We start from the raw sequence: 21,057 nt of genomic DNA on the forward strand, positions 1-21,057 counted from the left end.
CTACTCCGCTGCCTGCGTTTCTTCTGGCAAGATCGGTAGCTGCATCTCAAATACAGCCCCGCCCTGTGCCGCATCGCGGGCGGTTAATCTTCCACCAAGGTCGTTCACGATACCTGAAGAAATGGCAAGCCCCAACCCCACACCATCACCGGGCTGCTTGGTCGTATAAAATGGCTCAAAAAGGTTATCTATATCCTCAATCCCATGGCCATTGTCACGCACGGTTAGAACTGCTGTTTCGCCAGCGGCCAACAAGATATCAACCTCTGCATCACGGGTGACCTGTGTGGCGTCCATTGCGTTGCGCAACAGGTTGATGATGACCTGTTCAATCCGCAACCTGTCCCCCATGACAATCACTGGCTCATCGGGCTCGGATCGGGTGATATTCACCTTACGTTGGCGCAACTGTGGTTCCATCATAGCCAACGCTGAACTGAGCGCATCACCCATATTTACAGGCACAAACGCATCTCCTGCGCGACGCGCATAAGACTTAAGCTGCTTTGTGATGGCGCCCATCCGCTCAATCAGGTCATCAATGCGTTGAAACGACGAAATCGCCTCTTCCGGACGGTTACGCTCCATCAGCAGCTTTGCCCCCGAAAGATAGATTTTCATCGCCGCCAAAGGCTGGTTCAACTCATGACTTACGGCGGCTGACATTTCCCCCAAAGCTGCAAGTTTTGAGCTCTGTGCGAGCGTCTGCTCAGCCACGGCGAGGGTCTCTTGCACCCGCTGGCGTTCGGCAATTTCCCGCTGCAGCCGGGCATTCAATGCGCGAAGCTCTGCCGACTCGCGTTGGAACAAAGCCATGCGAACCGTGATTTTACGGTTCAGTAAATAGAATGCTGCCGCCAGAAGAATCGCGAAGACCATAATCTCTAAGGCCAGAACTCCATTCACTTTTTCCCGGATGCTGGCAAATGTGGTAAAGCTGGCGATCCGCCACCCGCGAAAGGCTACGCGCCCTTCAATCCGCATCACGCCCTGCCCTTCGACATAAGCGTCGGGCGGCAGTGAACTCCAATCAGCCGTAGCCTGAATGGCGCGCTGGATGGCGCTGCTAACCGGTTCGCGCGCCAACGCATCAGTTTCCGTCAACCCGCGCCAACGGGGTTCTGTCGCCAGAATGACCCGACCCTCACTATCGGTGACCACAACAGCATCCGAAATGCCCGCCCAAGCCCGTTCATATTTTTGTAAATCGACCTCAACCACAATAACACCTGCCGGAGTATTTTGGCTTTTGATGGCACGAGAGTAGAAGAACCGGAAAAGTCCGGTTTCATCCTGCAGAACCTTAAAAATCGTGTCCTTTGAACGGATAGCTTCAATATAATATGGCGACTGCCGGTGGATCTCGCCCAGTGAATTACGCTCGGTCGAAGCCACCGTACGACCGTCTTTATCCAGCAAAGACAACGACGCTGCGCCAATTTCTTCGTTAAATGAAATCAACCGTTGCGTGGACTGGCTATAATCTGAGGTGGACAATGCGCTGATCAAGGTAGGATCACGCGCTAACAACTGCGGCACAATTGCGTTTTGTCGCAATTCGCTCAACAGGTTCCCACTGTACAGCGCCAACCGCAGCTCGGCCCTATTGCGAGTGTTTTCCGTGAACCTGTCGGTCAACAGTGAATTGGTGACCAGAATGATCACGATAAATATGCCGACCAATATCAGCAACGCCGCACGCGCACGCCATCCAATGGTATGCGCCTTTTCAGGCGTTGCAGGTGTATTGTTATCAGTCATAGTTCCAGAATACGCCCCCAAAGCACGGGCCTCAAGTGGCGCAACCTCACAACTTCGAAATCAGGCGTTGGTCAGCTGACCAACCAATCCGTCAAACAATCCAGCCCCATCGGTGGCCCCATGTACAGGGTCTGCCATCCGCTCGGGGTGAGGCATCATGCCCAAAACCCGTTTGTTCGGCGACAGAATGCCAGCGATATCTTCAATCGCACCGTTCGGATTTTCCGCGTACCGGAACGCAACGCGACCTTCGCCGTTCAATTGCGCCAATGTCTCAGCGTCCGCAAAATAGTTGCCATCGTGGTGGGCAATCGGAACTGTAATGCTCTGCCCCGCCTCATAGGCTGAGGTGAAGGCATTGCTCGTGTTTTCCACTTTTAATTCAACGTTTTTGCAGATGTACTTCAACTTGGCATTGCGTAATAAAACACCGGGCAGTAGCCCCGTTTCTGTCAACACCTGAAAGCCGTTGCAAATCCCCAGAACAAAGCCGCCACGTTCCGCATGCGCAATCACAGACCGGCAAATCGGCGAGTTGGCCGCAATCGCACCACAACGCAGATAATCCCCAAAGGAAAATCCACCAGGGATGCCAACCACATCAACATCCGAGGGCAGTTCTGCATCCTTGTGCCAGATCATCGAAACCTTTGCACCGGCCTTTTCCAAGGCCACGGCCATATCCCGATCACAGTTAGATCCGGGGAAAACGATGACGGCAGCATGCATCAGCCAATCTCCACTTGGTAGCTTTCAATTACAGTATTGGCGAGCAGCTTTTCGCACATCTCACCCACTTGCGCACGGGCGGTTTCGGCATCGATATCAGCCAGTTCCAGCTCGATCACCTTGCCTTGGCGAACACCTTCGACGCCGTCAAACCCAAGCGCACCAAGCGCGTGACGCACGGCCTCGCCTTGTGGATCCAGAACACCCTCTTTGAGCATCACATGCACGCGTGCCTTCATTGTCTTATATCCCGTCGTTTTGGCGCGTCCTGCGCCCGGTTAATTCTTATCGTTCAACGATCTCAGTTGATCAGTGTCGGCCGTGCCATCGGTGTGGCGCCCTTGGGCAGAACGCCCAGACGTTTGGCCACTTCGGTATAGGCATCCGTCAGACTGCCCAAATCACGGCGAAACACGTCCTTGTCCAGCTTCTGACCTGTCTCGATATCCCACAGGCGGCAGCTATCTGGGCTAATTTCATCAGCCACGATCAAGCGTTGGAATTCACCGTCATAAACCCGGCCAACTTCGATTTTGAAATCGATCAGACGGATACCAACGCCGTACAGAACGCCAGCCATGAAATCATTCACCCGCAGCGCAAGGCTCAGGATATCATCCATATCCTGTTGGCTGGCCCAACCGAATGCGGCGATATGCTCTTCAGTGACCAGCGGGTCCCCAAGGGCATCGTCTTTCAGGCAATATTCAACGATCGGGCGCGGCAATTGCGTGCCCTCTTCCAGACCCAGACGTTTGGCCATGGTTCCAGCGGCATAGTTGCGCACGATCACTTCGAGCGGCACAATCTCGCACGAGCGCACCAGCTGCTCACGCATATTGATACGCTTCAGAAAGTGCGTCGGAACACCAATATTGGTTAGGCCGGTCATGAAATACTCAGAAAGGAAGTTGTTCAGAACGCCCTTTCCTTCGATGACAGCCTTTTTCTCGGCGTTAAAAGCGGTCGCATCATCCTTAAAATACTGAACAATTGTTCCTGGCTCAGGGCCCTCATAAAGGGTCTTGGCTTTGCCTTCGTAAATTTTCTTGCGCCGTGCCATGCGTTCTCCGTCGACTGATGGGGCATGAATCTACCCGCCACTCATGCGCTCTCTTAATCCATGGACCGGATTGTCGCAAGGTGGCTGTGCCTCCTTGAGATTTATTAAGTGCGAACACATATTGTAATTGAAGAAACAGCAGACTGAGGGAGCATCATGACAACCTTTGACGAACGTGAACAAGCCTACGAAAACAAGTTTGCCCACGACGAAGAGATGAACTTCAAGGCCGAAGCCCGCCGCAACAAGCTCTTGGGGCTCTGGGCCGCTGAATTACTGGGCAAATCAGGCGACGACGCAGATACTTATGCGATGGAGGTCGTGCGCTCAGATTTCGAAGAACAAGGCCACGAAGACGTGGTGCGCAAGGTCACAGGCGACCTTGGTGATCTGGCTGACGCTAACACCATCCGCGCCAAAATGGCCGAACTGCTCGCCACCGCCCGCGAGCAGGTGCTGAGCGAAACCGATATCTAAGTCAATTTAATTGATCGGGCGTACCATTGGGGCGCCCGCTATTTATTTCCTCGCCAATTTCAACTTCATTTTTTAGCTAAATTCTTTTAAATCTGGCTTCCCCGACCCTCCAAGCGAAAATTTTACTGCATCCTTTCAAGAACTTCAGCGTTAGTACGATATACGACACATACTCTCGCGTTGCATTTAGTATGCTCTCCTCATTGCTGAACTGCGGAGACGTTTTGTGTGGGTTGGTGCCGATCAAATATTTGCTAAAATTACTCAGGTGTCTTCCGGCGCCTCATCACCCGTTATTTCAATCTCACAACCCATAATTGGCACATCTCTCGAAATCCACGATGCGCAATCCCTAAATCGGATCACCCATACTCAACTCACCACCGCTTACGCAGATCATTTCGGATACTTCTTCAACGGGACAGCGTCATCTCCGCCAAACAGCGAAGGTGTCGTAACCGCGATTGAAGACCTGGTGATGTTCAACCAAAAAAACTTCACGAAGCAGATACTTGAGCAATATCTCCTATTGGTTTTTCAAGGAACCCTCCCTCAAGAGTATGCAATAAGCATGTCGAAAAAACTGACTCGCAAATTGCTCAAAAATGAGCCCACCAATTCGCAAAAAATGAACAGCGCCGGTTTTTCGGTTTTCCAGTCTAAAATTCAGATAGACACACTCTTCATTTCAGAATTTCTGCAACCAGCTCCGCAACAGATATTTATCATGATCAGATACGCGTCACTCGCCTATAACACGAAATAAATCGTTACAGATCCATGAATTTGGTGTATAGTGAACAGGGAATCACCCAGTAAAAGCACTTGTAACAAGTTGTTTTTATTAATTAATTTTTAATTATTGCTTTTATTGGAATTCACATCTTTAAACCTTAAAGAGGATTCCAAAATATGACTACTGCAGTAACAGAAATCGTCAAAGTTGTTGGCCCAATTGCACTCAAAGGTCTGGCCGCTGCTGCCGAAGCACTGATCGCCGGGGCCGTCTTTGATGCCCAAAGAAATACCCGTGATTTCAGGGTTAAAGCCCTGGCAGATCAGCTTGCGGCTGCAGGGGCAGAAGCCAATAACATGGCAACAATTTCGACAGATACAGATACCTATACCACCTCGAATTTCGCAACAAACTTTGGCTATTACTACCAAGGCATCCGGTCCCAACCGACCACAGGTGCGCTGCCAGTTTCAGCAACAGATGATCTGGTGGTCTGGGACCCCTCTGAACAGGGTGTTTCTGACATTCAGAAGTATCTGCAAACAATCTTCAAAGGGGCAATCGCACCAGCCGATTCGATCACTATTTCCCAAAACCTCGGTCAAATCTTTGACGAGCGTTTCAAGGAAACATCTCTTCAATGGGAGCCGCTGATGAAGCGTTTCAACAATCCGGATGGGCTGATTGTCGACACCTATATGGTTACCGCATCAGTCATGGCAGACAGCGGGAAGAAGGCCGGCATCGCTCGTTACGCCTACGTTGCTTATAACAACAAATAACCCCTCTTAAAAAAACAGACACCGAAAGCTGTGAGCATGGCCTCTCGGCTTTCGGAGATTGGAGAAATCTCATGCGGTATTTTCGCAATATATTATTATTTTTCAGTGCAATATTTCTATTGTTCACTGGTACGGCCTCGGCCCAACCCATTGTTTATCGCGGGATGGAGGCAAATGGCGCGGGTCAGCCCGTCACTGGCGATGCATTGGGGCGTCAACTTGGCATTCGTAATGCCGATGTTGATACCTATATGGCCAACGAAGTAGAGTGGCTAAACCCGTTGAACAACGCTGGCGTTCCACAGGGGTTGTCAGTAGCAACGGTTAGCCCGTGCAATCTCCCCTCTTTTCGAAGGCCTTTTGGCCCGCCATGGGGTGGAACAAGCCACGTCGCCGGAATGACCGTCTTTCAAATTGATACGGCACAACTGGATCCACAACTGGTTTTGAGAGCTGCGCCTTTGCCCGGTCAACCCAATCACGCTATCATTGGGCCAAATGCAGCGATGACTCTGGCCAATTTTCGGGCTTTGATCCACGCAACACAGGCACAATGGGCCACCACCGCAGCACCAAATCCGCCGTGCGCCCCTCCGCCGCCGGCACCCTCTAGCAATGAAGTGACAAAGATGAATAATCCAATACACGACTTCACCAATGCCCTAGCGCAGATGGGCGGCACGCAGCCAACGCCCGAAGTCGAACTTGAAGGTCATATTCATGCGGTCAATGCAGCAGGTCACTCCCAAGCGCAGATCATGACACTCATGGACGCAGTGGCAGGCGCTTTGGAGGCCGCAGATCTTGCCGATAAGGCGGACCCGATCCGCACTCTTCAAGAGCGAATATATGGTGCTGGACCACGGCCAATCCGGCTTCGTCCATAAAACCCTTCGCAACCGTAGCAACGCTTCAAGGCGTTGCTACATTCTTGTGTTGACAATATCCTCCATCAATTCAAACAAACCTCACAATCATCATGAGAATTATGAATTTGCCTAATTCTCGCGCGCGTGTGATACAGGCGCGCTAGAGAGTAGGAATTCCCCATGACAACCACTGTATTTGCTGACTTTTTAAAGGAACGTGACTGGATTCTGGCCGATGGGGCCACCGGAACCAACCTGTTCAACATGGGGCTTACCTCGGGCGATGCGCCAGAGCTTTGGAATGATACGCAGCCTGAGAAGATTCACAAACTGTACACCATGGCTGTGGATGCAGGTAGCGACCTGTTTCTGACCAACTCTTTTGGCGGTAATGCGGCGCGCCTGAAACTGCACGATGCTGCCAAACGCGCACGCGAACTGTCGCGTATTTCGGCCGAAATTGGCCGCGAAGTCGCCGACCGCCGTGACCGCACTGTAATCGTTGCTGGCTCTGTTGGTCCAACCGGCGATATTTTTGCCCCAATGGGGTCAATGACGCACGAGTTGGCTGTGGAAATCTTCCACGAACAGGCCGAGGGCCTGAAAGAAGGCGGCGCGGATGTGCTGTGGCTGGAAACCATTTCGGCCCCTGAGGAATACAAAGCCGCGGCCGAGGCCTTTGCCCTCGCCGATATGCCATGGTGTGGCACCATGAGCTTTGACACTGCCGGACGCACTATGATGGGTGTGACCTCAGCCGATATGGCCACCATGGTCGAGAAACTGCCAACACCGCCGTTGGCCTTTGGGGCAAACTGCGGCGTTGGGGCATCTGATCTGCTGCGCACCGTGTTGGGCTTTGCTGCACAGGGCACCGAGCGTCCGCTCATCGCTAAGGGCAATGCTGGCATTCCGAAATATGTCGATGGCCACATCCATTATGATGGCACGCCGGATTTGATGGCCGATTACGCCTGTCTGGCGCGTGATTCCGGGGCCAAAATCATTGGCGGCTGCTGTGGCACCATGGCCGAGCATCTGAGCAAGATGCGTGAAGCGCTGGAAACCCGCCCCCGTGGTGATCGCCCGACTCTGGACCAGATCACCGAGAAACTAGGCGCATTTTCATCCGCTGCGGATGGCACCGGTGACGATGACACACCCCCTGCCCGCAAATCACGCCGTCGTCGCTCGGCTTGATATCTTACCCATTCAAAATCCGGGTTAAGTAACACGAGGTTGATCCGAGGGCTGACAAGAAACGTCAGCCCGTCCAACCCAAACCAGATGCGATACAGTTCATTGATTGCAGCAAAGGGATCGAAATTTTCGACGCCTCATCACTGCGCAAATGTTTCAACTGTTCAATCTGAATCAAATGGATCGCCTGAAGATCATCGCACACACGATCATAACGCTCGGTCAACATCGTGAATCTCTGTGCCAAAACCTGATCTTGCGTGATCATCAAAATGGCCTCTTTTGAACGGGCGTATTCTGACTTGATCAATCCGAAAATATCATCGCGTTGCGCGGGGTCCGTAACCAGCGTGCAATATTTTTCCGCGATCTCCATATCTGCCTGAAACAGGGTTTTTTCGACTTCATCCACCATCAGCCTGAAAATCTGCGAGCGTTTATACATCTTGCGCAATAGGGTTTTGGCCTCTGTACCACGCACCTTGCTCAAGGATTCGCAAGCCGTGCCAAATCCGTACCACCCTGTCAGCAAATGGCGGTTCTGCGTCCACGCAAAGACCCATGGGATCGCACGCAGGTCAGCCAGGCTGCTGGCCCCAAAACGCCGCGCCGGGCGCGAGCCGATTTTCAACATGGCCAGTTCTTCAACCGGGCTGGCTTGCTGGAAATAGGATACAAAACCCGGACGGTGCAGCAGGTTGCTATAGGCCACCTGTGACATACCGGACAGCGCCTCCAATGCATCATGGAATTCTGGCTCATCCTTGCCCGAAGGTTTGGAAAGTGCTGTATGCGCCAGCACCGAGGAGGCCATCAGTTCCAGCTCGAACAACGCAGTGCCCCGGTTGGCATATTTGGCAGATACCACCTCGCCTTGTTCCGTGATGCGCATGGCGCCGGCAATGGTGCCCGCAGGTTGCGCCGCAATTGCGCGACCCGTCGGGGCGCCGCCGCGGCTGACAGATCCACCACGACCATGGAAAAACAGCGGCTGAAAGCCATGCTGCGCCAGTGCGCGGGTGATTTTACGCTGCGCCTTATCCAACTCCCAGGTGGAACAGATAAATCCGCCATCTTTGTTGCTATCAGAATAGCCAAGCATGATCTCGACCTTGCCGCCTTGTCGTTTCAGGCTGCGGCGCACCAGTGGCACCTCAATCAGGTTGTGTAAGATTTGTGGCGCATTGCGCAAATCATCAATGGTTTCAAACAATGGCACGATCGGCAGGCCGATCGCATCCACCGAAAACCCGGCGTAGCGCGCCAGTAGATAAACCGCCAACAAATCATCCGTTGAACGGGTCATCGATAGAATAAACCCACCAATGCTTGCCGGATCCTCACCTTTGCGGGCCTCATAGATCACGGACATAAGTGTCGTCAGCTCGCGCGCATCAGCGCTCAACTCATCCACAGGCATGACAGGAAAATCATCACGGGCGATCTCCTTGCGCAGCCGCTCGGACCATGCGGGTGTGCCAAATTCGGTCGCCTCGCCCTGCTTGGCCCAGATTTCTGACAATACATCGGTCACAACGGTCGAGTTTTGCCGGATATCCAGCGATGTAGTCCTGAAGCCAAAAACCTCGGCCCGCCATCGGATAGGGCGTAGAAACTGCCGTGCCAATGTGTCCGCTTCTATCGCTTCCAGTGCGCTTTCAATGGCGCGCAGGTCCGCAATCAGATCTCTGATATGCTTGTAAGGATCTGCACCAGACAGACGTGCCAGAATCGCGCTCAGCGCTTGCCGAAAATATTCACCCCGATTGCGCGCTCGAATGGATTCGGGATTGGGCGCGCGGTCAACCATGGCAGTGAGTGCGGCAAGCGAATCCTGCGGCAGTTTTGCCAGACTGCCACTGATACTAAGCCCCCTGATCGCATCCACCAGCGCCGCACGATAGCATTCAATCGCGGTCGCACGCCCGCGATCAATTGCATCCTGTGTGACCTCGGCTGTGACATTCGGGTTGCCGTCCCGGTCGCCTCCAATCCAGGAATGGAACCGGACTGCAGGATGGATCTCAGATTGAGTATCGTCAAAAACCTCTGCTCTGGCGCGGGCGAATTGCTCAAACAACTGCGGCGTCGCATCAAACAAGCTGTCACGGAAAAACTGCAGTCCCCATTCGATCTCATCTGCTAGGCTGGGGCGTTCCATCCGCAACTCGCCAGACAACCACAACAAATCGATTTCATTGTGTAGGTTTTCAATCAAATCTTCACGTTCACGCGGGGTCCAACGTGGCGTTTCTAGATCTACCAACAGTCGATAAATCCGGCGGTGAATTTCAAGGATCGTGACACGTTTGGCCTCGGTCGGGTGCGCGGTCAATGTAGGCCCAACACAAAGCTGCGCCGCAGCCGATGCAAACCCATCGGCATTCTTCTCTTTGATCTGTGCCATGGCTTGGGCAAAGCTGCCATCGACGGCCCCTGCCCCGTGGCTGGTCTCAATTTTGCGGCGCTCCCGGACGGCGGCGTTTTCATCAACGATCTTTTGAAGCTGGAACCAGATGTTCGCCGCCTGAAGGTAATCACCCATCATCGCGGTGTCCGGGATTTTCTTGGCACCTTCTCCGTTCAAAAGCGGCGCAATTTCCGGGGCTCGTTTTTCGACGATCGCCAGCAGTAATTCCCGCAACATATGTCGCAGGTTCTGCGCATAGACCGCAGTGCTGTCAGAGGCGTAATCCATTCGGTCAACTCCAGTGCGCGTAGTTTTCATTCGGCAACCCCTCAAGAGCAGATTCGCGTTGGCCCTGAACACTCAATTGCGACACAAGTTCATTTCACACCGAAACCCGGGCAGGCTCATCGGCAATTTCGGCAATTAAATCTATTCCGTCAAGTAATATTATTTTCCCAATGGGAATTTATTGTAAAAACATGTGAGCGATAACGCATCAAGAAACTAAGGCTATTCTCTACAATTCAAGACTCATCTGAGCCCCCTGCACTTTTGGCGGTACAAACAGACCACAGTCCAGCGGCACCATCTGTTGCCGCAATCCTAAACACCGGGTGGCCCGGTCAAATCGACTGGCCACCAACTTGGCATAAGGACCCTCCCCACGCATGCGTTTGCCCCATTGTGCGCTGTATTCACGCCCGCCGTGCATATCCCGCAGCAGGGTCATCACTTTAGCGGCCTTATTGGGGTAATGTTGCTCGACCCACTCGCGAAACAAGTCCGACACTTCCAATGGCAACCGTAGCATAACCCAACTGGCAGCCACGGCGCCTGCGTCCTTGCCCGCGGTTAGGATGGCTTCCATCTCATGATCGCTGAGCCCCGGCACCATGGGTGATGCCATGATCCGCACTGGAATACCCGCCTGCGACAAACGCCGGATCACCGCCAACCTACGTTTGGGCGATGGCGCGCGCGGCTCCATCTTGCGCGACAAATCGGCATCCAAGGTGGTGACTGACACCCCAACAGCAGCCAATTTTGCTGCGGCCATCTCAGACAGGATATCAATGTCACGCTCAATCAATGTGCCCTTGGTGACAATCGCCACAGGATGGGCAAACCGCCGCAGCACAATCAAGCAAGAGCGCACGATTTCATACTGTTTCTCAATCGGTTGATACGGATCCGTGTTGGTGCCAATCGCAATCACCGCTGGTTTATAACGCGGCTTTCGTAGCTCTCGCTCCAACACCTCTGCCGCATTAGACTTTGCAATCAACCGGGTTTCAAAATCCAACCCCGGCGACATGCCAAGCCAGGCATGGGTTGGGCGGGCAAAACAATACACACATCCATGTTCACACCCGCGATAGGGATTGATAGATCGATCAAACGGCAAATCCGGGGACCGGTTATAAGTGACCACACTACGCGCCTGCTCAAACGTCACATGTGTTCTCAGTAGTCTCTCCTCCTCCGGCAAACCCCAGCCGTCATCCTCATAACTGAGGGTCTGCTTTTCATAGCGACCGTTTGCGTTGCTCAGACTGCCCCGCCCGGCAAGCCGCACCCCCTGTTTGATCGTTTTTTCGTCTCGCATACCATCACCAAGAACATTTAGCGAACATTGTATAAAAACCTTCCCAAGGGATGCAAGTTTTTCCTCCACGACCCCAAATTAGCTGGTATGAAGTCGGAACCGCTTCCGTCTGTGTCGCAAATCGCAAAGTCCGACTGCGACAAATTGACGAAAGCTGGGACAGAGTTAACACGCGCGCCACTGCGCCCAACATCAAGGAAGCCGCATATGTCTGACGAAGAAGACGACATCATCCTGTCGGAACTGGACGACGAAGAATTAGTCCAGCAGATGTTTGACGACCTTTACGACGGTCTCAAAGAAGAGATCGAAGAAGCCGTAAACATTCTTCTTGAGCGTAAATGGGCGCCATACGACATCCTGACCGAAGCTCTGGTTGGCGGCATGACGGTCGTTGGCAAAGACTTCCGCGACGGCATCCTGTTCGTTCCTGAAGTTCTGCTGGCCGCAAACGCGATGAAGGGTGGCATGCACATCCTTAAGCCTCTGCTGGCTGAAACTGGCGCGCCTCGCGTTGGTAAAATGGTCATCGGCACCGTCAAAGGCGACATCCACGACATCGGCAAAAACCTTGTCGGCATGATGATGGAAGGCGCAGGTTTTGAGGTTGTCGACATCGGTATCAACAACCCTGTTGAAAGCTACCTCGAAGCGCTGGAAAACGAAAAACCAGACATTCTGGGCATGTCCGCCCTGCTAACAACCACAATGCCGTACATGAAAGTTGTGATCGACACGTTGATCGAACAAGGCATTCGTGACGACTATACTGTTCTTGTTGGTGGTGCGCCGCTGAACGAAGAATTTGGCAAAGCCATTGGCGCAGACGCCTATTGCCGCGATGCGGCAGTCGCGGTTGAAACGGCCAAAGACTTCATGAGCCGCAAGCATAACCAAGGTGTGACAGGTTAATTAACCATCTCATCTGTGTGAATTTGAAACGGGGCCAAGCTGGCCTCGTTTTTTTGTGACTGTCGCTAACACCGTCGCTCGCAGATCACAAAATGGCGTTGCCCCTCGTGTGCTGACCAGCTCAGTCTTATATCTTAAACGTATCACTCTCCTCGCGAGGCCCAGCCATGACAAGCAACCCTGTCCTGCCCGACGACGAAACACTGACAGAATCCGGCCTTGCAGCCGAACAGCGCGGCAGCATCCTTCTGATCGCCTGCGGTGCCCTGGCGCATGAAATCCTTGCTTTGAAGAAACTCAATGGCTGGGACCACATGAGCCTGACCTGCCTGCCTGCCAAGTTGCACCTTTACCCAGACAAAATCACCGACGCAGTGGTCGAAGCAGTTGAAAAACACCGTAATGATTATGACGACATCTTTGTAGTTTACGCCGACTGTGGCACCGGTGGGCAGCTTCAATCCAAATGTGATGAACTGGGCGTTAAAATGGTCGAGGGGCCACATTGCTACTCATTCTTTGAAGGCAACGATGCTTTTGACGCCCGGTCAGAGGCCGGTGAAATCACTGCCTTTTACCTGACTGACTTTCTGGTTCGGCAATTCGATGCTTTCATCTGGAAGCCCATGGGGTTGGATCGTCACCCGGAACTGCGCGACATGATCTTCGGCAACTACACCAAACTGGTTTATCAGGCCCAACTGGAAAACCCAGCCCTTAAAGAAAAAGCCAAAGAATGCGCCGACCGCCTTGGCCTCGAGTTCGAATACCGCTTTACTGGCTACGGTGATCTGGCCACCACCTTGGCCAAACATGCATGACGGATCAGTTTTGATCCGCCTATAAGAGGATCAATTCATGTTGTTGAAAGTCGGCAACGTCGAAGTTTGGCGCATTCTGGAAATCAACGGCCCGTTCAAGCCGGCCGAGGAGCTTTTCCCAACGGCTGGGCCAGAATTGCATGCGGTCCTCAATGCCCATGCTCCGGATCAGCTTTGCCCTGACAGCGGCAAATTGATCATTCCAATTCAGGGGTTTCTGCTGAAAACCTCGTCACACATCATTCTGGTCGATGCCTGTGTGGGCAACGATAAAATCAACCACGGCACGGCGGATTGGAACAAACGCTCTGACACGCGCTTCATGGCCGCCCTGACCGCAGCAGGCGTGACCCCGGATGATATCGACTATGTTCTGTGCACGCATCTGCACGCCGATCACGTTGGCTGGAACACACGCCTTGTCGATGGCCGCTGGGTCCCGACGTTCCCGAATGCCAAATACCTGCTGCCGGATGCGGACAACGACCATTACGCCGCCAATCCCAACGACACCTACCAGGAAAGCGTTCTGCCGGTCATCGCCGCCGGACAGGCTGAACTGGTTACAGCCGATCACAAGCTGGGGGATTACGTCACGCTCATCCCCACGCCCGGCCACACCCCCGGCCATGTCTCTGTCTTGATCAAAGATGGCGCCTCCGAGGCGCTAATCACAGGCGACGCCATCCACACCACGGCACAATGCCACCGCCCTGATTGGCATTTTCGCTATGACATGGACCCTGAGCTGGCGGTTGTCTCTCGTCGCGCCTTGCTGGAAAACGTCAGCGAAAAGGGATGCAAAATCCTTGGCACACACTTCACGTTGCCCTCCACCGGGCGGGTCCGTGCGAATGGTGATACGTTCAAATGGGAAGCAGATTAACCCCGTCAGGTTTCAGGGCATTTGCCCAGAACCCCAAGCATGCAGCGCCTCGATTATCGGCTGAAGCTTTTGCCCTTTGACCGTCAAACTATATTCTACTTTTGGCGGAACCACGGCAAAAACCTCACGGTGCAAAATGCCATCAGCCTCTAACTCTCTAAGTTGCTTGGTTAAGCTGCGTTGTGTCACACTGCCCATCCGTCGCTTCAACTCGCTGAACCGCAGCGTTTCACCCAGCAAGTGATAAATCACCAACCCTTTCCATTTACCAGAAATCTGTTCCAACGCCAGCTCAACCGGGCACCCATCGCTACAGTCATACTTGGTAAAACGTGGCTGTGTGCCGTCCAATTTCCTTACAGTATCCATATTGTACCTATATGTCATTTTTGTGCGTATTGCGCAGTATGCTCCTTAAGACATATTCATAGCCACAACTGAAAGTCAAAGGAGTATCACCATGTCGCTCACAATCGTCGCTCACATCACTGCAAAACCGGGACAAGAGGCATTGGTTCGCTCTGAACTTGAGAAACTCATCCCAATCACCTGTGCCGAAGCGGGCTGCCAGCAATACGATTTGCTTTCAGACAACGATAACCCAACTCATTTCATGTTTTTCGAGAACTGGGAAAGCCGCGCGCTGTGGCAGGACCATATGAACGCCCCACACCTGAGCGCCTACATGGTGGCAACCGACGGAGCGGTCGACAGCTTCACCCTACATGAAATGACCAAAGTTGACTAATCCCATAGCGGAGCAAACACTATGACCAAGACAATTCTCATTACTGGCGCAACCGACGGGATCGGGCAGGCCACAGCCAGACTGCTTGTCGCGCAAGGCCACACTGTTCTTTTGCACGGCCGCAGCCCAGCAAAGCTCAAAGCAGCGCTTGATGAGCTGCAAACGTCCGGCACCGTCGAAGGCTTTCTTGCTGATCTTTCCCGCATGGATGAGGTTGAAAAGCTGGCCACTGACATTGCCGCGAAACATGACATTTTGGATGTTGTGATCAACAACGCAGGGATCCTCAAAACATCCGCCACAACGACGGCTGATGGTTTTGATGTCCGGTTTGCGGTCAACACCTTCGCGCCTGCCTTGTTGACTAAGCGGCTGCTTCCTCTGATGCGCGCTGATGGGCGCGTCATAAACCTCTCGTCCGCCGCACAGTCCCCTGTGGACCTGCAAGCGTTGAGCACCAGCCAGCCCATGCAAGACATGGAGGCCTATGCCCAAAGCAAGCTGGCCCTGACTATGTGGTCACGCCATATGGGCGTAGAACTTGGTGCAAATGGCCCCGCGATTATAGCCATCAATCCAGGTTCTCTTTTGGGCAGCAAGATGGTCAAAGAAGGTTTTGGCATTGCAGGAAAAGGTCTGGATATCGGTGCCAAAATTCTTGCGCGCGCCGCCCTGTCGGATGAATTCGCACAGGCCACGGGTAAATACTTCGACAATGACATCGGCCAGTTCGGCCCGCCCCACCCTGATGCGCTGGACGTAGAAAAGGTACAACACGTTGTCGATTCTGTTGAGGCAGCGCTTACCCGAAACACCTAACTAAACTCACTCAAGATTCATAGGAAAATACAATGAAAGCTGTAGGTTACACCGCCACAGGTCCAATTGACCGTGCCGACGCGCTGATCAATTTCGACGCCGAAAAACCCACCCCAACGGATCGCGATCTCTTGGTCAAGATCGCGGCTATCTCGGTCAACCCGGTAGACTATAAAATCCGCCAGCTGCGCGCGCCTGAGGGCGACACGCCGGATATTCTTGGCTGGGATGCGGTTGGCGAAGTGGTCGCGGTCGGCGATGCCGTTGAAACATACAAAGCGGGTGACACCATCTGGTACGCCGGTGCCATCAACCGCCCCGGCACCAATGCTGAATATCACCTCGTGGACGAACGCATTGTTGGTCATAAGCCCCAATCGGTCAGCAACGCCGCTGCCGCGGCTCTGCCTCTGACCACGCTCACCGCCTACGAAATGCTATTCGACCGCCTGTGTGTCACTAATTCTGTTCCCGGCGCGGCCCCTGCAGTGTTGATCATCGGCGGATCTGGCGGCGTTGGTTCCATCGCAATCCAGCTGCTGCGCGCCAAGACCGATCTCACCGTCATTGCCACCGCCTCACGCCCGGAAACACAGGCTTGGGTGCAAGAGTTAGGTGCCCATCATGTGGTCACCCACAGCCAACCCCTTGCCCCACAGATCGATGCGCTTGGCATCGGCCAACCGGGCTATGTGTTTTCGACCAATCATACCGGCGACTACATCGAACAGATTGCAGAACTAATCGCACCACAGGGTCGTTTTGGCCTGATCGATGATCCCGAAGATTTGAACATTGCCCCGTTCAAACACAAATCGATCTCAACCCATTGGGAGTTCATGTACACTCGTTCGCTCTTTGGTACCGCCGATATATCCCAGCAAAGCGCCATCCTGAACGAAGTCGCAGAGCTTATCGATGCGGGCAAGGTCCGTTCCACCGCAACTGAAACACTGGGCACAATCAACGCCGAGACCCTCAAACAGGCCCATGCCATCCTTGAAACAGGAAAAGCCAAGGGCAAACTGGTGCTCGAAGGGTTTTAATCACTAACGTACTGGCGGCCTTCACGCCGCCAGACACCCATTCAGGCCGCCGCTGCGGTTTCCTGAATTCTGACAATCATCGCGCGCAGGCCATTAGACCGCTGCGCCGAGAGATGTTCATTGAGGCCCAATCGCGTCATTTCAGCCATTGCATCCACATTGGCCACCTCTTGCACGCCAGCACCGTTATACAGCGCTTTGAGAACAGCAATCAGCCCGCGCACGATCATCGCGTCGCTTTCGCCTTCAAATGTAAAAGTATCGTTCTCAATTGTGATGTGCAGCCAAACTTGACTGGCGCAACCATCCACCTTGGTCGCAGGCACTTTCAACGCCTCCTCCAACGGCTCCATCGCCTTGCCCAAATCAATCACATGGCGGTATCGGTCTTCCCAATCTTCCAGAAATTCGAAATCTTCGACAATCTCTTCAAATGCCGGTTGGGCCATTTTGCGCTCCTGATTTTCACGATCTGACACCTATGTTTCCCGAAACCGAAGGTCCAGCCCCGTAAGTCTCTTTTCATCGCTCGCAGGATGCGGTAACCGAAAGGAAAGAACAAAAGGCCGTTAAAATGCGTATCTTTCTTTGTGGTGTCCTACTCTCTTCTATCGCGCTGTCCGGCTGCAGCTGGTTTGGCGGCGGCAAATCCAAAGCCACCTCAGTTCAAACAAGCGGCGCAACGACAACCGTGAACCCGCTGATCGACTCGGAAAAAAAGGGCGAACTTCAGCCCGCTAAGAACACAGCCACAATCAAAAAAACCGGCCTGTTCAAGAAAAAAGTAAAAGTCATCCCCTATCAGGGCATTCCTGTGGCGCAAGTGAAGTCGCTACAAATTGACGAAACCTCTGGCGGTGCAATCATTCTGGCCACTGGCCTGCCAACGCAGCAAGGCGCTTTTGATGTCCGGTTGATCGAGGTAAAGACAGAACCCGGCGTGTTGCACTACACGCTTAGCGCTGTCCAGCCCGCGACGACCCCGCAAGGTTCTGAGCGTTCCCGCACTATTCAGGCCGCGTTGTTTGTGTCCAATCAGGACCTGCAGGGAATCAACACCATTCGGGTCTCAGCGGCGGCCAACAGCGTCACCGCAAGACCCTGAGGGTCATAGCTCCACGATTTTGATCGCCGATTTCTTGGCTGCCAGTGCAATCTCGCCATTGCACAGGCGGATTGCATCGGTCCCAAAGACATCATTGCGCCAGCCTTTGAGAGCTGGCAAATCACGAATCCCCGCCGCAATGGCATCCAACTCGGACGCATTCGCGATCAGTTTGGACGCAACCCCGTAATTTTCGGTCTTAGCTTTCAACAAAACCCGCAGCAGATCAGCCAATGCCGGATTGACCTGCAGCTTGTCACGGGAATCGTCCACTTTCGGAAGCTGATCTGTGGGGCAGTTTTTGCCTGCAGCAACGGCCGCCAAAATCCCATCCCCGATCTCACCTCGACGGGCCTCACGCAACAGCAGCCGTGCACGTGACAGATCTTTACCATCTGCAGGCTTAGTTGAAGCCAGCTCAACCAGTGCATCATCTTTATACACGCGATTGCGGGGAACATTCCTGGTCTGAGCATAATTTTCGCGAAACCGCGCCAATTCTCGAACAATCGCAAGGAACCGACCGGACGAATTGCGCGTTTTAACCCGCTTCCAGGCATCTTCTGGGTTTATAATATAGGTGTCGGGGTTTTCCAGAACGCTTACTTCCTCAGCAACCCAGGCCGCGCGATTGGTTTCAGCCAGCTTTTTCGCCAAAAATTCATAGATCTGGCGCAGATGTGTGACATCCGCCAGTGCATAATCCTTTTGTGCATCCGTCAATGGACGGCGTGACCAATCGGTAAACCGTGAACTTTTATCAACCGATTCCTTGGCAATTTTGCGCACCAGCGTTTCATAACCAACCTGTTCACCAAAACCGCAAACCATCGCAGCGACCTGCGTATCAAACAAGGGCGTAGGAATAACGCCTTTGTCGACGAAAAAGATTTCCAAATCTTGTCGCGCGGCATGGAAAACCTTCACAACGGATGTATCAAGAAACAACTCATAAAGCGGCGCCAAAGACAGCCCCTCTTCCAACGGATCAAGCAGAACCGCGTCATCTTCACCATCCCCGGGAAAGGCCATCTGAACCAAACAAAGTTTGGAGTAATAAGTCCGTTCACGCAGAAATTCGGTGTCTACTGTGACATAGTCATGCGCGGCGGCCCGGCTGCAGAACTCGGCCAGCTCTTGCGTCGTTTTCAGAGTTTTCATCAAGCTAGGTGAATCTTTCATAAATCTTTTCGTCTTTCTTTTCACCTATAAGTGAACGGGCACTGAAATAAAAACATTTCCTCAGGTCAGATTGATTTGACGTTTATCTCCGGCCGCAAAATGCTGCAGCACAGCAGGATAAAGCAGATGTTCTTGGACCAATACACGCTTCGCTAAAAGGTCCGCCGTATCCCCGGCCAAAACCGGCACCCGTGCCTGCCCCAAGATCGGACCGTCGTCCAAGGCTGGCGTCACTTCATGTACGGTACATCCCGCTTCACTGTCGCCCGCTTCCAGCGCTCGCGCATGAGTATTCAACCCGCGGTACTTGGGTAAAAGAGAGGGGTGAATGTTCAGCATCCGCCCCTGCCAATGGTTGACAAAATGCGCCGTAAGCACCCGCATAAACCCGGCCAAACAGATGATATCGGGCTGCTCCGCTTCCAAAGCGTCAATCAGTTGCTTTTCATAGCTGACCCGATCTTCGCCGTAAGGCCGGTGATCCACCACAACTGTGGACACACCACGCTCCTGCGCCTTGGCCAAGCCACCAGCATCGGCATTATTCGATAGAACCAGACAAGGGCACGCCGGGTGATCGCCGGTCATGCTATCGACCAGCGACACCATATTAGAGCCACCCCCAGAAATCAGAATGGCAACCCGTTTTGTCACCGAAGCGATCCTGTATAGCTCACGCCCTCGCCCGCAACGACATTGCCCAACACTGACACGTCCTCGCCCGCGTCACGCAGCAACGCAGCGATCGCATCCGCCTGTCCGGCCTCAACCGACAGGATCATGCCAATACCGCAGTTAAAGGTCTTGAGCATTTCGGCCTCGGCCATGCCACCCTGCTCTGCCAACCAGTTGAACACCGGCGGTAAGCTCCAGCTGTCCAGATCAATCTCGGCGCCCAGATCATCCGGCAGCACCCGTGGCAGGTTTTCTGTCAAGCCGCCACCAGTGATATGCGCCAACGCATGAACACCGCCCGCACGGATCGCATCCAGCACTTGCGTGACATACAAACGAGTCGGCGCCAGCAGCGCCTCGCCCAGTGTTCCCTCACCCCATGGGCAATCAGAATCCCAGCCAAGGCCAGACATCTCAACCAGCTTACGCACCAGTGAATAACCATTGGAGTGCACGCCATCACTGGCCAACCCCAGCAAAACATCGCCCGCTTGCACGCCATCCGGCAAGGCTGTGCCCCGCTCCATCGCGCCAACTGCAAAACCCGCCAAATCAAAATCACCAGCGCCGTACATGCCGGGCATCTCAGCCGTTTCACCGCCAATCAACGCACAGCCAGAACGTACGCAGCCCTCGGCAATGCCTTCGATAATGCGCGCGGCCTGCTCTGTCTCCAGCTTGCCGGTCGCAAAGTAATCAAGGAAGAACAGCGGCTCGGCGCCTTGGCACACCAGATCGTTAACGCACATCGCCACCAGATCGATCCCGATCGTGTCGACATTACCGGTATCAATCGCGATCCGCAGCTTGGTACCAACACCATCAGTGGCACCCACCAAAATCGGATCATTGTAACCTGCATCTTTGAGGTCGAACAAAGCACCAAAGCCACCAAGACCAGACATCACGCCAGATCGATTGGTACGCTTCGCTGCTGGTTTGATCCGGTCGACCAAAGCGTTGCCTGCATCGATATCTACGCCTGCATCAGCATAGGTGATCCCGTTTTTTCCGTCGCTCATGGCCTTGCTCCCACATCTATCGCGCCCCCGTTAGCCTATCCGCTAAATCAGCGCAATCGCAAAGCCTTGACGACTCTGTTCAACCGCCGTACGAGGGGCCTCAGGCGGGCCTGTAGCTCAACTGGTTAGAGCAGAGCGCTCATAACGCTTTGGTTGCGGGTTCAAGTCCTGCCGGGCCTACCAAAATCGCCTAATTTCAAAGACTTTT

General features: G+C 53.6%; 23 protein-coding genes and 1 tRNA gene. 13 read left to right on the forward strand and 11 right to left on the reverse strand.

The features are described from left to right. The 4 genes from D9A02_RS13860 to purC form a co-directional block, all read right to left on the reverse strand. The gene (locus tag D9A02_RS13860; protein WP_120501514.1) at positions 1-1,761 is read right to left on the reverse strand and encodes an ATP-binding protein; all 1,761 of its coding nucleotides are present in this window, start codon (positions 1,759-1,761) and stop codon (positions 1-3) included. A 60-nt stretch (positions 1,762-1,821) separates the two neighbouring features. Beyond that, a complete protein-coding gene (purQ, locus tag D9A02_RS13865) occupies positions 1,822-2,490 on the reverse strand; it encodes a phosphoribosylformylglycinamidine synthase subunit PurQ (protein WP_120501515.1) in 669 nt (222 codons plus the stop codon). Further along, on the reverse strand, positions 2,490-2,729 hold the full coding sequence (gene purS / locus D9A02_RS13870; RefSeq protein WP_120501516.1) for a phosphoribosylformylglycinamidine synthase subunit PurS: 240 nt from the start codon (positions 2,727-2,729) through the stop codon (positions 2,490-2,492). The genes purQ and purS overlap by 1 nt, the downstream gene beginning before the upstream one ends. A gap of 62 nt (positions 2,730-2,791) precedes the next feature. Continuing rightward, a complete protein-coding gene (purC, locus tag D9A02_RS13875) occupies positions 2,792-3,553 on the reverse strand; it encodes a phosphoribosylaminoimidazolesuccinocarboxamide synthase (RefSeq protein ID WP_120501517.1) in 762 nt (253 codons plus the stop codon). A gap of 156 nt (positions 3,554-3,709) precedes the next feature. Between purC and D9A02_RS13880 the strand changes: the two genes are divergently transcribed. The 5 genes from D9A02_RS13880 to bmt all read left to right on the forward strand — a co-directional run bounded on the left by D9A02_RS13880 (position 3,710) and on the right by bmt (position 7,617). After that, the gene (locus D9A02_RS13880) at positions 3,710-4,030 is read left to right on the forward strand and encodes a DUF1476 domain-containing protein (RefSeq protein WP_120501518.1); all 321 of its coding nucleotides are present in this window, start codon (positions 3,710-3,712) and stop codon (positions 4,028-4,030) included. A gap of 226 nt (positions 4,031-4,256) precedes the next feature. After that, positions 4,257-4,796, forward strand: a complete 540-nt coding sequence (locus D9A02_RS13885) for a hypothetical protein (RefSeq protein WP_120501519.1) — start codon at positions 4,257-4,259, stop codon at positions 4,794-4,796. Between the two features lie 146 nt (positions 4,797-4,942). After that, a complete protein-coding gene (locus D9A02_RS13890; RefSeq protein WP_120501520.1) occupies positions 4,943-5,548 on the forward strand; it encodes a hypothetical protein in 606 nt (201 codons plus the stop codon). Between the two features lie 71 nt (positions 5,549-5,619). Beyond that, entirely contained in the window at positions 5,620-6,435 is an 816-nt protein-coding gene (locus D9A02_RS13895; RefSeq protein ID WP_120501521.1) for a hypothetical protein, read from the forward strand. A gap of 162 nt (positions 6,436-6,597) precedes the next feature. After that, positions 6,598-7,617 carry a betaine--homocysteine S-methyltransferase gene (bmt, locus tag D9A02_RS13900; protein ID WP_120501522.1) on the forward strand — a complete coding sequence of 340 codons (1,020 nt, stop codon included), beginning with the start codon at positions 6,598-6,600 and terminating at the stop codon, positions 7,615-7,617. Positions 7,618-7,681: 64 nt separating this feature from the next. Here bmt and D9A02_RS13905 read toward each other — a convergent pair whose 3' ends face one another. Both D9A02_RS13905 and D9A02_RS13910 read right to left on the reverse strand, forming a co-directional pair. Next, positions 7,682-10,345: a phosphoenolpyruvate carboxylase gene (locus D9A02_RS13905; protein ID WP_254054636.1), complete on the reverse strand. Its 2,664-nt coding sequence runs from the start codon at positions 10,343-10,345 to the stop codon at positions 7,682-7,684. A gap of 199 nt (positions 10,346-10,544) precedes the next feature. Further along, on the reverse strand, positions 10,545-11,633 hold the full coding sequence (locus D9A02_RS13910) for a PA0069 family radical SAM protein (RefSeq protein WP_120502540.1): 1,089 nt from the start codon (positions 11,631-11,633) through the stop codon (positions 10,545-10,547). A 207-nt stretch (positions 11,634-11,840) separates the two neighbouring features. On the opposite strand from D9A02_RS13910, the gene D9A02_RS13915 reads away from it, so the two are divergent. From D9A02_RS13915 to D9A02_RS13925, 3 genes are all read left to right on the forward strand, one after another. Further along, positions 11,841-12,545 carry a B12-binding domain-containing protein gene (locus D9A02_RS13915; RefSeq protein ID WP_120501524.1) on the forward strand — a complete coding sequence of 235 codons (705 nt, stop codon included), beginning with the start codon at positions 11,841-11,843 and terminating at the stop codon, positions 12,543-12,545. Between the two features lie 167 nt (positions 12,546-12,712). Further along, the gene (locus D9A02_RS13920; RefSeq protein ID WP_120501525.1) at positions 12,713-13,366 is read left to right on the forward strand and encodes a DUF1638 domain-containing protein; all 654 of its coding nucleotides are present in this window, start codon (positions 12,713-12,715) and stop codon (positions 13,364-13,366) included. A 37-nt stretch (positions 13,367-13,403) separates the two neighbouring features. Further along, on the forward strand, positions 13,404-14,252 hold the full coding sequence (locus tag D9A02_RS13925) for an MBL fold metallo-hydrolase (RefSeq protein WP_120501526.1): 849 nt from the start codon (positions 13,404-13,406) through the stop codon (positions 14,250-14,252). A 12-nt stretch (positions 14,253-14,264) separates the two neighbouring features. Here D9A02_RS13925 and D9A02_RS13930 read toward each other — a convergent pair whose 3' ends face one another. Then, entirely contained in the window at positions 14,265-14,621 is a 357-nt protein-coding gene (locus D9A02_RS13930) for a helix-turn-helix domain-containing protein (protein ID WP_120501527.1), read from the reverse strand. Positions 14,622-14,712: 91 nt separating this feature from the next. Between D9A02_RS13930 and D9A02_RS13935 the strand changes: the two genes are divergently transcribed. The 3 genes from D9A02_RS13935 to D9A02_RS13945 are packed head-to-tail and all read left to right on the forward strand — an operon-like array spanning position 14,713 to position 16,865. After that, positions 14,713-15,000 (forward strand): putative quinol monooxygenase, encoded by a 288-nt coding sequence (locus D9A02_RS13935; protein WP_120501528.1) that lies wholly within the window; start codon positions 14,713-14,715, stop codon positions 14,998-15,000. A 21-nt stretch (positions 15,001-15,021) separates the two neighbouring features. Beyond that, positions 15,022-15,819 (forward strand): SDR family NAD(P)-dependent oxidoreductase, encoded by a 798-nt coding sequence (locus D9A02_RS13940; protein ID WP_120501529.1) that lies wholly within the window; start codon positions 15,022-15,024, stop codon positions 15,817-15,819. A gap of 32 nt (positions 15,820-15,851) precedes the next feature. Next, a complete protein-coding gene (locus tag D9A02_RS13945) occupies positions 15,852-16,865 on the forward strand; it encodes a zinc-binding alcohol dehydrogenase family protein (protein WP_120501530.1) in 1,014 nt (337 codons plus the stop codon). Positions 16,866-16,906: 41 nt separating this feature from the next. Here D9A02_RS13945 and D9A02_RS13950 read toward each other — a convergent pair whose 3' ends face one another. After that, a complete protein-coding gene (locus tag D9A02_RS13950) occupies positions 16,907-17,314 on the reverse strand; it encodes a SufE family protein (RefSeq protein WP_120502541.1) in 408 nt (135 codons plus the stop codon). Between the two features lie 125 nt (positions 17,315-17,439). Here D9A02_RS13950 and D9A02_RS13955 point away from each other — a divergent pair, with 125 nt between their 5' ends. After that, complete coding sequence (locus D9A02_RS13955; RefSeq protein ID WP_120501531.1) at positions 17,440-17,970, forward strand: hypothetical protein; 531 nt, start codon at positions 17,440-17,442, stop codon at positions 17,968-17,970. A gap of 3 nt (positions 17,971-17,973) precedes the next feature. Here the strand turns inward: D9A02_RS13955 and rnd are convergent, their stop codons facing one another. The 3 genes from rnd to purM form a co-directional block, all read right to left on the reverse strand. Continuing rightward, positions 17,974-19,131 (reverse strand): ribonuclease D, encoded by a 1,158-nt coding sequence (gene rnd, locus D9A02_RS13960; protein WP_120501532.1) that lies wholly within the window; start codon positions 19,129-19,131, stop codon positions 17,974-17,976. A gap of 81 nt (positions 19,132-19,212) precedes the next feature. Further along, entirely contained in the window at positions 19,213-19,806 is a 594-nt protein-coding gene (purN, locus tag D9A02_RS13965; RefSeq protein WP_120501533.1) for a phosphoribosylglycinamide formyltransferase, read from the reverse strand. Beyond that, a complete protein-coding gene (gene purM / locus D9A02_RS13970) occupies positions 19,803-20,849 on the reverse strand; it encodes a phosphoribosylformylglycinamidine cyclo-ligase (RefSeq protein ID WP_120501534.1) in 1,047 nt (348 codons plus the stop codon). The genes purN and purM overlap by 4 nt, the downstream gene beginning before the upstream one ends. Positions 20,850-20,955: 106 nt before the next feature. Between purM and D9A02_RS13975 the strand changes: the two genes are divergently transcribed. Continuing rightward, positions 20,956-21,032, forward strand: a tRNA-Ile gene (locus tag D9A02_RS13975). The last annotated feature ends 25 nt before the right edge of the window (positions 21,033-21,057 follow it).

Source organism: Roseovarius sp. EL26 (assembly GCF_900327775.1).
In the GTDB taxonomy this organism is placed as follows: Bacteria; Pseudomonadota; Alphaproteobacteria; order Rhodobacterales; family Rhodobacteraceae; genus Roseovarius.

Bases quoted from the DNA above. Each gene is read 5' to 3' on its own strand.
- D9A02_RS13940 (WP_120501529.1), top strand. From the start codon at position 15,022: ATGACCAAGACAATTCTCATTACTGGCGCAACCGACGGGATCGGGCAG.
- D9A02_RS13950 (WP_120502541.1), bottom strand. From the start codon at position 17,314: ATGGCCCAACCGGCATTTGAAGAGATTGTCGAAGATTTCGAATTTCTG.
- D9A02_RS13925 (WP_120501526.1), top strand. From the start codon at position 13,404: ATGTTGTTGAAAGTCGGCAACGTCGAAGTTTGGCGCATTCTGGAAATC.
- D9A02_RS13905 (WP_254054636.1), bottom strand. From the start codon at position 10,345: ATGAAAACTACGCGCACTGGAGTTGACCGAATGGATTACGCCTCTGAC.
- purQ (WP_120501515.1), bottom strand. From the start codon at position 2,490: ATGCATGCTGCCGTCATCGTTTTCCCCGGATCTAACTGTGATCGGGAT.
- D9A02_RS13920 (WP_120501525.1), top strand. From the start codon at position 12,713: ATGACAAGCAACCCTGTCCTGCCCGACGACGAAACACTGACAGAATCC.
- bmt (WP_120501522.1), top strand. From the start codon at position 6,598: ATGACAACCACTGTATTTGCTGACTTTTTAAAGGAACGTGACTGGATT.
- D9A02_RS13880 (WP_120501518.1), top strand. From the start codon at position 3,710: ATGACAACCTTTGACGAACGTGAACAAGCCTACGAAAACAAGTTTGCC.
- D9A02_RS13955 (WP_120501531.1), top strand. From the start codon at position 17,440: ATGCGTATCTTTCTTTGTGGTGTCCTACTCTCTTCTATCGCGCTGTCC.
- purS (WP_120501516.1), bottom strand. From the start codon at position 2,729: ATGAAGGCACGCGTGCATGTGATGCTCAAAGAGGGTGTTCTGGATCCA.
- D9A02_RS13895 (WP_120501521.1), top strand. From the start codon at position 5,620: ATGCGGTATTTTCGCAATATATTATTATTTTTCAGTGCAATATTTCTA.
- D9A02_RS13890 (WP_120501520.1), top strand. From the start codon at position 4,943: ATGACTACTGCAGTAACAGAAATCGTCAAAGTTGTTGGCCCAATTGCA.
- purM (WP_120501534.1), bottom strand. From the start codon at position 20,849: ATGAGCGACGGAAAAAACGGGATCACCTATGCTGATGCAGGCGTAGAT.
- purC (WP_120501517.1), bottom strand. From the start codon at position 3,553: ATGGCACGGCGCAAGAAAATTTACGAAGGCAAAGCCAAGACCCTTTAT.
- D9A02_RS13945 (WP_120501530.1), top strand. From the start codon at position 15,852: ATGAAAGCTGTAGGTTACACCGCCACAGGTCCAATTGACCGTGCCGAC.
- D9A02_RS13915 (WP_120501524.1), top strand. From the start codon at position 11,841: ATGTCTGACGAAGAAGACGACATCATCCTGTCGGAACTGGACGACGAA.
- D9A02_RS13930 (WP_120501527.1), bottom strand. From the start codon at position 14,621: ATGGATACTGTAAGGAAATTGGACGGCACACAGCCACGTTTTACCAAG.
- rnd (WP_120501532.1), bottom strand. From the start codon at position 19,131: ATGAAAACTCTGAAAACGACGCAAGAGCTGGCCGAGTTCTGCAGCCGG.
- D9A02_RS13860 (WP_120501514.1), bottom strand. From the start codon at position 1,761: ATGACTGATAACAATACACCTGCAACGCCTGAAAAGGCGCATACCATT.
- D9A02_RS13935 (WP_120501528.1), top strand. From the start codon at position 14,713: ATGTCGCTCACAATCGTCGCTCACATCACTGCAAAACCGGGACAAGAG.
- D9A02_RS13910 (WP_120502540.1), bottom strand. From the start codon at position 11,633: ATGCGAGACGAAAAAACGATCAAACAGGGGGTGCGGCTTGCCGGGCGG.